We start from the raw sequence: 12,646 nt of genomic DNA, 5'->3' as shown, positions 1-12,646 counted from the left end.
GCCAAGCGCAAGGACATTCTCAACATGCTGGGTGAGCGGATCAGCCAGATCGGTCGCCAGCAACAGCACTTCGATCTGCTCGACGAGCAGATCCTGGCCAACATGGCGAGCATCTACAGCGATCTTATCAGCCCCATCGGGCCGCGCATTCAGGTGGCAGGCACCCCGCTGTTCCTGCAGCAGCCGCTGGTGCAGCACAAGGTGCGCGCCCTGCTGCTGGCAGGCATTCGTGCCTGCGTGCTGTGGCGTCAGCTCGGTGGCAGCCGCACCCAAATCATCTTCGCTCGCAAGAAGATGGTGGAGCTGGCCAAACGTTACTAATCATCGGCTCGCGCGCGGGCAAGCGAGGTCGACATCAGGGTGAACAGCCGCACATCCGCCTTGATGACAACTCAGCCCCACGCGCGAGTGGATACGGATCCCCCACACAAATCATCAGGAGTTCACCCCATGGAGCTGTCCGCGCTGACTGCTGTTTCCCCGATTGACGGTCGTTATGGCGACAAGGCCGATGCCCTGCGCCCTATCTTCTCCGAATTCGGCCTGCTGCGTTTTCGCGTCGAAGTCGAGGTGCGCTGGTTGCAAAAACTGGCCAGCCACGCCGGGATCCCGGAAGTCCCTGCCCTGAGCGCGGCCGCCAACGCCCTGCTCGATGGCATAGTCAGCAACTTCAACGAGAGTGACGCCGCCCGTATCAAACAGATCGAGCGCACCACCAACCATGATGTGAAAGCGGTGGAGTACTTCCTCAAAGAGAAAGTCGAAGTGAACCCGGAGCTGGCGGCTGTCAGCGAGTTCATCCACTTCGCCTGCACCTCGGAAGACATCAACAACAACTCCCACGGTCTGATGCTGAAAACCGCTCGCGAAGAGGTCATCAAGCCTTATTGCGAGAAACTGATCAGCGAGCTCAAGCGTCTGGCTCACGAGTACCGTGACATGCCGCTGCTCTCCCGTACCCACGGCCAGCCGGCGACCCCGAGCACCATGGGCAAGGAGATGGCCAACGTCGCCTACCGTCTGGAGCGCCAGTTCAAGCAGATCATGGCGGTGGAGATCCTCGGCAAGATCAACGGTGCGGTCGGCAACTACAACGCCCACCTCAGCGCCTACCCGGATGTGGACTGGCACCAGTTCTCCGAGGAGTTTGTTACCTCCCTAGGCCTGACCTGGAACCCCTACACCACCCAGATCGAGCCGCACGACTACATCGCCGAGCTGTTCGACGCCATGGCTCGCTTCAACACCATCCTGATCGACTTCGACCGCGATGTGTGGGGTTACATCTCCCTGGGTCACTTCAAGCAGCGCACCATCGCGGGGGAAATCGGCTCCTCCACCATGCCGCACAAGGTCAACCCCATCGACTTCGAGAACTCCGAAGGCAATCTGGGTCTGGCCAACGCCGTGTTCCAGCATCTGGCGAGCAAGCTGCCCATCTCCCGCTGGCAGCGTGATCTGACCGACTCTACCGTACTGCGCAACCTGGGTGTGGCGGTGGGTTACTCCCTGATTGCCTATCAGGCGACCCTCAAGGGTATCTCCAAGCTGGAAGCCAACGACGCCGCCATGGCCGCCGATCTGGATGCCAACTGGGAAGTGCTGGCCGAGCCGATCCAGACCGTGATGCGCCGCTACGGTATCGAGAAGCCCTACGAGAAGCTCAAGGAGCTGACCCGTGGTCGCCGCGTCGATGCCGAAGGGATGCGTACCTTTATCGACACCCTGGAGTTGCCGGAAGCGGTCAAGGTTGAGCTGAAGAAGCTGACCCCGGCCAACTATATCGGTGACGCCCAGCGTCTGGTTGATCTGCTGAAGTAAGCCAACCGGTTGTGACGAAGGGGCCCTGTGCACGATACGCCACAGGGCCCCTGTTATTTTCCCTGCCACGGCAGGATCCAGAGTGGCTTTTCCCAAGCCTCCCTTGGGCAAAACCTCTTTGCGAGACACGAGAAACAGCATGTACGAACTCAATCTGGATATCGCTCACTTCCTCGAGCACTACTGGCAGAAGCGCCCGCTCCTTATCAAGGGTGGCTTCAAGGACTTTCAGGATCCCATCAGCCCGGATGAGCTGGCGGGTCTGGCCATGGAAGAGGTGGTAGAGTCGCGCCTCGTCACCCGTTTCGACGGCAAGTGGGATGCGGCCCACGGTCCCTTCGAATCCTATGACCATCTGGGCGAAGAGAACTGGACCATTCTGGTACAAGCTTGCAACCACTGGGCTCCCGAGGTGAACGAGCTGGCCGTGCCGTTCCAGTTCATTCCGGGCTGGCGCTTTGACGATGTGATGGTGAGCTTCTCCACCCCCCATGCGGGTGTCGGCCCCCACATCGACAATTACGATGTGTTTATCACCCAGGGTCTGGGCAAACGCCACTGGCGAGTCGGCGATGCCAAGCCCCTCAACGAGTTCGCCGCCCACGCCGCCCTGCTGCACTGCGAGCCGTTCGAGGCGATCATCGACGTCATCATGGAGCCGGGTGACATTCTCTACATTCCGCCCGGATTCCCCCACGAAGGCTACGCCATCGAGCCCTCCATGAACTTCTCGGTGGGTTTCCGCGCACCGGATGCCAAGGCGCTTATCTCCTCCTTTGCCGATCATCTGATCGACAACGAGGTGCGTACCGAGCGTTACGGCGATGCCGATCTCAAGCCCCGCGCCCGTCACGGCGAGATCCAGCCCCACGAGCTGCACCGTCTGCGCGAGCTGATGCAGCAGGCCCTCGATGACGAGACCCTGTTCAAGGAGTGGTTCGGCACCATGATCTCCGAGGCCAAGCACGATCTGGACGTCAATCCGGTCGAGCCGGACTACAGTGCCGAGGAAGTGGCCGACCTGCTGACCCAGGGCGAGCCTGCCATCAAGGTGCCGGGTCTACGCACCGTCTGGTTTAGCGGCGAGAGCCAGCAGTGCTTCATCGACGGCGAAGCCTGGACTCTGCAGAGCGAAGATGCGGCAGCCATTTCGCTCTTGTGTGACAAGGACATCATCACTCAGGCCGATATGGTGGAGCTGGCCGATCAGGCTGGTTTCCTGCAACTGCTGACCCGTCTGGTCAACCGTGGTTACTGGTTCTTCAACTGATCCGGCAGTAACCGAAGGATAAAAAGGCGCCTTATGGCGCCTTTTTTGTCACTCAGAGGCGGTTCAATTAACAATCGATGCGCGAAGCTGAACCCACTCTTGATGAACCGACAGGTGGTCATTTATTGAACTAAAATGGATGGGTATCGTGCGTCCGTCCCTGTTCAAAAGAGAAGCGCCACCATGCAAATCACCTCCCGGCCCATGCCGCTGCCCGATTACGGCAAATATCCCTCCTCTCCCGCTGTCACACCCGAGCAGGTCAGTCAGGCCCGTAACGAAGCACTGACCAAGAAGGATGAAGTGCAGGCACAGAGCGAAGAGAGAGCAACGGCTCGCAGAGCCATGGCGGTCTCTTATACGGCTAACCAGCAAGATAAAGCCGTGGTGGAGCGCTACCTGGAGGCCAGCGGTCAGGAAAGCGACAGCAAGTCGGGCCCGAACACTGCTGAACTCTATCAGGCGACCAATCGCTACCAGCGCCAGCAGAATTTGAGTGACTACATGCAATTCCAGCAGAGCCCGCTCGCCCAGCAGATGGGTGACATGGTGGGTGAAGATAATCGCAAGGGCACCCAGCTCGACATCATTGCCTGAGCCAATTTGCTCGAATAAGCCCGGCAGGGACCAATACAAGATGAAAAAGCCCTCGATGAGGGCTTCTTCGTTATAGCTTGTCGCTGCGACGTCTCGCTATAAATGGGACACTTCTGCTTGCTCGTCGGGGAGTTCATCAAACAGCGGGTGATAGAGCACCTCACCCTGCACACCCGCAAAACCGCGCTCCTGTAGCTCCATCGCCATAAAGCAGTCGGCAGGCACCTCATAGATGCAGTGGAGGCCAAACTCGCTGGCCGGGCGGAAACCGAAACGGCTGTAATAGGCCGGATCCCCAAGTACAACCACCCCTTTCCAGTCCATCTCAAGCGCCGTATCAAGCCCTTCACGGATGAGATCAGAGCCAATCCCCTGACCTTGCCAGTCGGGATGAACCGCGACCGGCGCCAGACCGAGCCAGGGCCCTTCCATGCCGTTAATGGTGATCGGGCTTAGCATCAGGTGCCCCATGAACTCGTACTCTTCCTCTTCGACCATGGTCACCACGGCAGCGCCACATTCGCGCAGGCGGTTGACCAGTTCGGCCTCATCGGAACGACCGAAGGCGGCACTCAGCAGCTCATAGACCGGCAGCATGTCACCGGGGCGCTCGGTTCTCAACATCAGGTATTACTCCTCGTACAGCAGAGCGGGCATTATTCCACACAACGGCTGGTCATTCTGAGTACCTTTGTCCAAAAATGGGAGGGTGCACTCAGGAAAACGAGCGGCAAAATGCAGCTGCAAGGCGGTTAGCGTCGCCGGGGTGACCCTGTTCATCGCCTCGCGGTAGGCAAGCCAGAGGGCGGGAGCCTCCCGCGCCAACCGTTCAAAGGTCAGTTCGGGCGTTTGATGCCAACAGCCATCCAGCTCGTCGACCAGCTCCGGCAGCTCCACCAGCAGCCGTAACTGCTGATAGCGTATCTGCGGCGAGTCACCGTTGCCGCCCAGCGCCTGCGCCATCAATTGGTTGAACCAGTGGCGCCGTGATGCGCGCTCCTCGCGGCTGAGCAGATCGGGCCCCTGCCGCTGCAGCGCGGCCAGTTGCAGCAACCACGCCAGCCCCTGTTCATCCCTCTCTTTCAGCAAGACGCCGCCAAGATGGGACAACTGCTCCGGTTCGGCCTGCTCCAGCAGTTTGACGGGGTAACAGTGCAGCTCCAGAGACCTCTCAAGATGCGGCGGGCAGCGAATAGAGCAGGACTCCTCCCCCGCGCCCCTCTCATTCACAAAGAGCGAGATGGCCAGCTTGCCGTTGGCACTCTGCCGACCCAACGTTACAGGATCCCACAGGATCACCACGGCGATCCGCTCATCAGCAAGCCAGCAGGCAATCTCCTCGGCCAAGGGATTGGGTAAGGAGGGTGCGCGATCCAGTCGCCAGTAGCTCACCTCGCACGGCTGGCGACCACTGATATGGCGCCGCCCGCGATAGTGCATGCCCAGTTTTGCCATCACCCGGCCGGAGGCTAAATTGTCTGGCATATGGCGAGCCGTCAGCGCAGGCAGTTTAAGTTGGTCAAAGGCGAACGCTTTGACCAATCTTGCTGCCCGAGTCGCCAGACCGCGATTTTGCCAGGGCACGCCCACCCACCAGACCAGCTCGCCATTCCAGTGCACGGAGATCACCCCAAGCAACGCCGCACCTTGCTCCTCTGGCAAGGTGATGGCCCAGCTCCAGCCAAGGCCAAGCGCCGCCTTGCGCCAGCTGAGCGCCAGCCAGTCGCGGGCCCCCTCCGGCGGATAGGGGTGAGGAATATTGAGGGTGTAGCGGGCCAGCGCCTCATCGCTGCAATAGCGCACTATCTCGCGCTCATCGGCGGCCTGCAGTGGTCGCAGCACGACGCCTGATAGCGGATGCCCCTCAGCCAGGGTCGGCGCCGTCACGCGGCGCGCCAGCAGGCGATTGAGCACGGCGCCCAAATCGGCCTCGGGGGTGAGCGGCAGATCGGCCCCCACAGGGCCAAGGGTGAGCAGTCCCTGCTCCCTGGCGAGGGTCAATAGGGAAGTAGAGGCGCTGATCAGGATCTGGCGGCTGGGATCAACATGAAAATCCACCAGCAGATCCCCATCGAGCCAGGCAGCCAGCAGAGCCCCCGGGCAGAGCACCCCGTCAGGAGGACTGCTCGCCCAAGGAGCATCGGTTTGATCGAGGGCGGCGGCCGCCTCTTTGCCCAGCAGCAGCTGCCAGCGATGACCTTGCTGCTGCCAGTGCAGCAACAGCGCAGCCCACTGCGGTTGCCACAGACTGGCCTCGATCAGCAATTCCATCAGCTGGCCTGACAGGCCGCTGGCAGCGTCAGATGGCGGGGATGGGCTTCGATACGGGCGATCCAGCTACGGATAGCTGGCCACCCCTGCAGAGAGAAGATCCCCTCCTCTGCCACATGGGTGTAGGCATAAAGGGCGATATCGGCGATGGTCGGCGCATCACCGCACAGGTAGGAGCTCTGTTTCAGCTGCTGCTCCATTACCGCCAGCGCCTTCTCGCCACCGGCTTTCAGACCGTCGAGCCGCGCCTCCTGCGACTCGGGTCGGCCGAGATAGTGAACGATAAAGCGGGCCACCGCGATGTAGGGCTCATGGCTGTACTGCTCAAAGAACATCCATTTGAGCACCTCGGCCTGCTGGCGCGGATCGGTTGGCCACAAAGACGAGCCCTGCGCCAGATAGAAGAGGATGGCATTGGATTCCGCCAGCGTATCGCCCTGGCCAATCTCCAGCACCGGGATCTTGCCGTTGGGGTTCTTGGCCAGAAATGCGGGGGTACGGGTATCCCCCGCCTGAATATCCACCTCAACCCACTCGAGGGGCAGCTCCAGCCAGCGGGCCAGCAGCCACACCTTGTAACAGTTGCCGGAACGCAGATCACCATACAGACGCATACACACTCCTTGTGAAAACAGAATTGAACAGCGCGCTCAGGGTGCCAGACGCTCGATATGCCAGCCATCCCCGTCGCGGGTGTAGTAGAAGCGGTCGTGCAGCCGGTGCTCGCCCCCCTGCCAGAACTCCACCGTCTCGATCACCACCCGGAATCCGCCCCAGAAGCTCGGCAGCGGCACTTCGCCATTGGCAAACTTCTGCTTGAGCTCGAGGAACTTGGCCTCCAGCACGCCCCGGGCCGAGATGCGGGTCGACTGTTTGGAGACCCAGGCAGCGATCTGGCTATCCTTGGGACGACTGTGGAAATACTTCATCACCTCGAAGGTGCTCATCTTCTCCACCCGACCGGTCACATGTACCTGACGGTCGAGCGTATGCCAGGGAAAGAGCAGGCTGATACGGGGATTGCCTTCCAGCTGCTGCGCCTTGCGGCTGCCCATGTTGGTGTAAAAGACCATCCCCTGGGCGTCGTAGTGCTTGAGCAGCACGGTGCGCTGCCAGGGCTGACCATCGGCATCCACCGTCGCCACCACCATGGCGGTGGGATCGGTCAGTTTGGCCTCACAAGCCTGCGCCAACCACTTCTCGAACAGCGCCAGCGGCTCGGCCGGCAGATCGGCCCGGTGCAGCCCGCCACGGGAGTATTCACGACGCAGATCAGCAACATCCATCATCTTGATTTTCCTTCAAATAAATAATGGTTCCACGACCATCAAGAGAGTGACGCAGGCATTGTGCTCCGCTCATCTGCCAGTGACAAGCCATAACACAGCGGGGAGGCAACTGCCTCCCCGCTGTGCTTACCTGCGCACTATTACCTCTCAATTATCTCTCAATCGCCTCCGGCATGCACTTTTCCAGCATCCGCCGGTTATATCGTGTGGCATAGTCAATCCGCTGCTCAAACTCCGCCTCCTTGCCCATCTCAATCACATCGCCGAACCCTTTCAGATAACGGACTCCGCACCGGGTTCTCGCTTCTGCTTGCAATGACTCCACAACCCCCGGGGCCATGCCGCCACGCCCGCCGCGCACGATGAGCCGATAATCCTGAGCAGCAAGACTCTCATCTATTGCCTCGGTCAGTGATGCGGCCACAACAGGCGCTGCGCAGATATGCAGAAACAGCAAACTGACGGCTAACCGTAATACCTGCGCCATCCGGCTGCCCCTCCCATCAGGATGATCACAATGATACTCACCGCACCACCACCGCCGCCACCCGTATTGTTGTCGGTAATGACAGTTGCACTTTCCGTAGTGGCCGACGCATTACCTCTTATCCCATTGATAGAGAAAAAAATATTATTGCTGCATGCCAGCTTCAGCCTAGCCGTGCTGATCAACGGTGCAGGCAACACCACACTGGCCGAACCGTTATTGACAAGCCCGCTTGCCAGCGTAGTCCAGCTAGAACCGCCATTCTGTGTCAGTGCCAAATCCACGCTGGGACAGTTGATAGGAGGCTGATCAGTCCCAGCAACATTCCATGTCACTAGCTGAGTGCTACCCGCCACCATGGCGCCAATCTGCGGGGCTGTGATGGCAAATGCCGCGCCGGTATTGATCACCTGCACCACCATCTCATCACTGCTGACCGCCCCCTGACCATCACGTACGGTAAGGCGGAACTGGAGATTGCGATTGGTCGCTGGCCACGCCTCCCCTTTGGCCAGCACACCCGTGATCAGCGAGCTCATGGCAGGCAAGGTTCGGCGGGGATCCGAAGTTGGCGAGACAAAGCGAAACAGCGGGCGTGACCCATCATCCACCATGGTGGCCAAACTGCTGGATGCGTTGCCCAGATCCACCTGCTCCCAGGTGTAACTCAAGGCATCTCCATCCAGATCCAGCGCGCTGCCGCCAAGGGTGAAAGGGGTATTGGCCGGGATCACGCGATCAACACCCGCATCTACGACCGGCGCATTATTGGCAAGTGCTAGGTCGGTGCCGCAGGAGGGTAAATAGGCCATCAAGGTACGCATCTGCTCGATCGACTTGCTGTGCAAGAAAGGTGCGCTGTTAACCTGCAGATTCTCCTCACCACAGATCCCGGCATAGGCCATGATGGTCGAGCCACTGCCCGGCTCCCAGGCTGAGCTAGCCTTGCGACCTGTCGCACAACTGTCGGCCATGCCATTGAAGGAGTGCTCGGCCCCCAGCTGGTGCCCCAATTCGTGAGCCACATAATCAATAAAGAATGCATCGCCGATAGGCTGTGACCCTCCGGTCATGCCCCGTGAACGGCTAAACGGGTTACAGAGGGATCTCAGGGTCGCCACCCCGCCGCCTGATGTCGCCAGCAGATGGCCCAAATCAAAGGATGGATTCAACAGCAAATCCTGTTGGACCTGATTGATGGCAATATCCTGAGTCGAGTTGGTGAAAGGATCCGTCGCCGGATCAGTGAAAATCACCTTGTCTGTATCGGCTGCAAGCTGAAACTCGGCCCCCACATCACGGCGATAGATTTCATTGACCCGATTAAGCAGTGTTGCAATAGCAGAGAGTGCAGCAACCTTGGTACCACCATGATACTGGGTATATTCTCCGGTTGCCGAGATGGCGATGGTATAGCGCTTGCGCAAATTGCCATCGACCAGCACAGCTCGCTCACGCTCGATACCATGAGGATCAATCACCTGATCCACATCCTGTCGCCGCCAGGCATCTTGCTGTTCATAAACGGCATAGGAGAAACCATTCTGAAGCGGATCGACATAAAAGGTACGCCCCTGATGGGTAAACATACCGTGAAAACCATGTATGGTGACATCAAATCGGCCTGTATCCGCCGCCCGATCGATAGCCTTCCCACTGTAAGTATTGATAGATGGATAACGCTGGGCCAAAGGCTCCGGGAGCAAGGCATTGGGATGAACATCAAACTGCACCGTAGTGCCATCCGGCAGTGGCAAAGTCAACACACTGGCGAGATGCCCGGGTTCAAAAGGCTTGTCAGGAACCACCACTCTGACCTTTTCAGCTCGCACATCATAGATCCCTCCCCTTTCCAAGTTTTCATCCATGAAGGTCCACTGTGGTTCTGCTGCAACCTGAACAGACAAACTGGTGATAATCACCGCAATGCCATGCTTCATAGAGCCTCCTTGCCCTACCTTGGTGACAACAAGTATGGTGCAGCGTCAATTGACGATCTGCGTGACAGACAGAAAAGAAAATTCGCACAAAACTTCTGTCACGCTGAGACATCGTGCTACACCCACGCTCCCCATCTCAGGCGATACAGACTGACCCCATTCAACAACGGAAAAAAGTGAAGGCGCCATTGGCGCCTTCACGGATAGATAGGGGGCTGAATATCCCCCCATTTGGATTGGTTCGTTGGCGTATTACTGCTTATCCGCGCCCGATGCTATCGGGCAATGAATCACCATGCGCCGGTTAAACTCGCTGGCGTAGGCACTCAGTTTGGCATGCGTTTCGTGCTGGCCGGGCCTGATGACATCACCCAGCCCATCAAGATAACGCACCCCACAGCGTCCCTTAGCCTCCTCCTGCTGCTCGGCTGCAATACCGGGGGCGAACTCTCCCCGCCCCGCGATCACGATGAGGCGGTAATCCTGCCTGGCAAGGTTTGCACTCAGCTCCTGCTCCAGGGTGCTGGCATCGACCCGACAACCGCCGAGCATGGCAAGCAGCAACAGGGGGATTCCCCTCATGTGCGCCTCCGTTGCCAGCCAAGCAGCGCCAGTGCTAGCGTCCACAATCCGAGCACCCCGCCACCACCACCGCCACCTGAATTAGAGCCACCTTGCACCAGAGGCAATTTGAGGGGACTGATGGCAAAGAAGATATTGTCGCTGCATGCCACTTTCAGCCTGACGCTGCTGGTGAGATCGGCAGGCAACGTTACCGTTGCTGCGCCGTTATTGGGTTGTCCGGCGGCGAGCATTGTCCAGCTTACGCCCTCATCCTGGGTCACCGAGATATCCACCTTGCTGCAACTGATCGGCGCCAGAGTTGTGCCCGCCACATCCCATGCCACTGCCTGACTGGCCCCCGGAGTGAGAGTCACCCCGTAAAACGGGTTGGTGATGCGAAATGCTGTGCCGGTATTGACCACCTGCACCTTCATGTCATCGCTGGCAACGCCACCCTGACCATCTCGCACCGTCAGTCTGAAATTGAGATCCCGGTTGGTGGTCGGCCAGGCCTCTCCTTTGGCAAGCGTGCCGGAGAGCAGGGATGGCAAACTCGGCAGGATCCGCTCCGGCGATGCCGTGGGAGAGACAAAACGAAACAGCGGCCGGGAGCCATCGTCAACCATGGTAGCGACGCTGCTCGATTCGGTGCCTTTGTCGATCTGCTCCCAGTTGAAGAGCAGAGGGTTACCATCCAGATCCGCCCCCGCCCCCTTCAGGGCAAAGGGCGTATTGGCCGGGATCACATAATCGTTGCCGGCCGCAACCTGCGGAGCATTATTGCTCAACGCGAGCGTGGTTCCGCAGGTCGATACGCTCGCCATATGAGCTCGCATCTGCTCGATGGACTTGCTATGGAAATAGGGATCGCTGTGTGGCTGGATATTCTCCTCACCGCAGATGCCGGCATAGGCCATGATGGAGCTGCCACTGCCCGGCTCCCAAGCTTGCTCCTCAGCACGGTTACCCGCACCACAATTGCCGGTCGTGCCGTTGAAGGTATGCTCGGCACCAAACTGGTGGCCAATTTCATGGGCCACATAGTCTATAAAGAAAGCATCACCGACTGGTTCTTTTGAACCCGTCATGCCAGATGACTTGGCGCCATAGGCGTAATAGGGTGGCAGGGTATCAACACATAACACCCCCAAACTCGCCAAACCACCGCCTCCAGTATTGAGGACATGGCCGATATCAAATGCCCCCACATCCCCGGCAGCAAACGCCTGAGCCTGCACATCTACGTTCAGATCAGCATCCGCATTGGTGTTATCAAAGGGATCGCTGGCCGGATCGGTAAAGACCAGGTTGTCATTGCCACTGGCCAATACAAACTCGGCCCCCACATCCTGTTGATAGACCTGATTCACCCGGTTGAGCAGGGTTGTGATGGCCGCCATGGTCAGAACCCTGGAGCCTCCGTGGTATCGGGTATATTCCCCCGTCGCCGAAATGGCGATGGTGTAGCGCTTACGCACATTACCATCCACCTGCACCCTTTGCTGCAACGCCCTGTCGGCATCATGGCCAAGCACCTTGTCCGCCTCATCCTCCAAGCGACTATGGGCATCCTGCTGGTAATAGACGGCATACCCTTCGGCATTGCGCAGCGGATCGACAAACACCATCTTGCCCTGATGGCTGAACATGGCATGGAAACCCTGTGGCCCCAGATCGAAGCGCCCCGTCTCTATCGGATGCGCCGGGTTGTACCCCTTGAAGGTGCGGATCTGCGGATACTTGGCGGCAAGATCTGCAGGCAGCAAGTCGTAGGCTTCCAGAGCAAAGGTGACCTCCCCCCCATCGGGTAGCGGCAAGGTCAGCTTGTTGGCTCCCGCTTGCAACCCGGCAAAATAGTCGAGAGGCACCTTGGCTACCCGGAACTGATGGGCCCGCACCTCATAGCCCTCATCTGCTGTTGCTCTGGCTGCAACCGTGCCCCATTCGCTGGCCATCAGGCTGGTTGAGCCCAGCATACTGGCCATCAGCAAGGCAACCGTAGAGTATTTCGTCACATGCATTGTTTTTAGTCCTTGTATTAATGCAATCGCCTGAATTGCGGCCTGTACTTTATTTTTATTCGGCCACATCAATACAAAGCTGAAGCAACCCTTTCCACCATTCCCGAGTGGGAGTGTTGCGCCAACCCCGTCTAACCCCTATCATTGCGCGGATTTGTCAATTTTAGAACTGCCCCTCTTCACAAAGGTGCGGTTCATCTTTATCTGGCCAAGGTTAATCTCATGCTCAAATCCCCACTGTTGCCCCGTTTCGGGGATCTGGTCGTTGCCATTGTTGACGATGTGCTCGGTCAGGGTCTTACCCTCGACCGCGCTTATGCCCGTCACTTCTCCGGCATCGAACTCAAACCGCAAGAACAGGCAAGGATTGCCCTGGTCACCGGCGA

General features: G+C 58.8%; 12 protein-coding genes and 1 pseudogene. 5 read left to right on the top strand and 8 right to left on the bottom strand.

Annotation, left to right across the window (positions count from 1 at the left end; translation table 11 throughout):
• The 4 genes from G5358_RS17880 to G5358_RS17865 all read left to right on the top strand — a co-directional run.
• A partial coding sequence (locus G5358_RS17880; RefSeq protein WP_421324620.1) for a DUF489 family protein occupies window positions 1–321 on the top strand: 321 nt, incomplete at its 5' end.
• 129 nt (window positions 322–450) lie between these two features.
• On the top strand, window positions 451–1,821 hold the full coding sequence (gene purB / locus G5358_RS17875; protein ID WP_005334624.1) for an adenylosuccinate lyase: 1,371 nt from the start codon (window positions 451–453) through the stop codon (window positions 1,819–1,821).
• 139 nt (window positions 1,822–1,960) lie between these two features.
• Entirely contained in the window at window positions 1,961–3,091 is a 1,131-nt protein-coding gene (locus tag G5358_RS17870) for a cupin domain-containing protein (RefSeq protein WP_005353621.1), read from the top strand.
• Between the two features lie 183 nt (window positions 3,092–3,274).
• Window positions 3,275–3,688, top strand: a complete 414-nt coding sequence (locus G5358_RS17865; protein WP_421324618.1) for a hypothetical protein — start codon at window positions 3,275–3,277, stop codon at window positions 3,686–3,688.
• A gap of 96 nt (window positions 3,689–3,784) precedes the next feature.
• Here the strand turns inward: G5358_RS17865 and G5358_RS17860 are convergent, their stop codons facing one another.
• From G5358_RS17860 to G5358_RS17825, 8 genes are all read right to left on the bottom strand, one after another.
• Complete coding sequence (locus tag G5358_RS17860) at window positions 3,785–4,312, bottom strand: GNAT family N-acetyltransferase (protein ID WP_421324616.1); 528 nt, start codon at window positions 4,310–4,312, stop codon at window positions 3,785–3,787.
• Between the two features lie 6 nt (window positions 4,313–4,318).
• Window positions 4,319–5,959 (bottom strand): GNAT family N-acetyltransferase, encoded by a 1,641-nt coding sequence (locus tag G5358_RS17855; RefSeq protein ID WP_421324614.1) that lies wholly within the window; start codon window positions 5,957–5,959, stop codon window positions 4,319–4,321.
• Window positions 5,959–6,573: a glutathione S-transferase family protein gene (locus G5358_RS17850; RefSeq protein WP_158109506.1), complete on the bottom strand. Its 615-nt coding sequence runs from the start codon at window positions 6,571–6,573 to the stop codon at window positions 5,959–5,961. The genes G5358_RS17855 and G5358_RS17850 overlap by 1 nt, the downstream gene beginning before the upstream one ends.
• A 36-nt stretch (window positions 6,574–6,609) precedes the next feature.
• Window positions 6,610–7,248 carry a pyridoxamine 5'-phosphate oxidase gene (gene pdxH, locus G5358_RS17845; RefSeq protein ID WP_005353629.1) on the bottom strand — a complete coding sequence of 213 codons (639 nt, stop codon included), beginning with the start codon at window positions 7,246–7,248 and terminating at the stop codon, window positions 6,610–6,612.
• 151 nt (window positions 7,249–7,399) lie between these two features.
• Complete coding sequence (locus G5358_RS17840; RefSeq protein WP_216951781.1) at window positions 7,400–7,735, bottom strand: hypothetical protein; 336 nt, start codon at window positions 7,733–7,735, stop codon at window positions 7,400–7,402.
• On the bottom strand, window positions 7,714–9,675 hold the full coding sequence (locus G5358_RS17835) for a reprolysin-like metallopeptidase (protein ID WP_216951782.1): 1,962 nt from the start codon (window positions 9,673–9,675) through the stop codon (window positions 7,714–7,716). Before G5358_RS17835 ends, G5358_RS17840 begins: the two co-directional genes overlap by 22 nt.
• Window positions 9,676–9,927: 252 nt before the next feature.
• Entirely contained in the window at window positions 9,928–10,257 is a 330-nt protein-coding gene (locus G5358_RS17830; RefSeq protein WP_216951783.1) for a hypothetical protein, read from the bottom strand.
• On the bottom strand, window positions 10,254–12,260 hold the full coding sequence (locus G5358_RS17825) for a reprolysin-like metallopeptidase (protein ID WP_216951784.1): 2,007 nt from the start codon (window positions 12,258–12,260) through the stop codon (window positions 10,254–10,256). Before G5358_RS17825 ends, G5358_RS17830 begins: the two co-directional genes overlap by 4 nt.
• Before the next feature lie 222 nt (window positions 12,261–12,482).
• Here G5358_RS17825 and G5358_RS17820 point away from each other — a divergent pair.
• A pseudogene (locus G5358_RS17820) lies at window positions 12,483–12,646 on the top strand (SAM-dependent methyltransferase); the annotation flags it as partial.

The sequence above is a fragment of the Aeromonas sp. 604176 genome, assembly GCF_049170755.1.
In the GTDB taxonomy this organism is placed as follows: domain Bacteria; phylum Pseudomonadota; class Gammaproteobacteria; order Enterobacterales; family Aeromonadaceae; genus Aeromonas; species Aeromonas veronii_A.
This window is presented reverse-complemented; position numbering and strand designations above follow the sequence as displayed.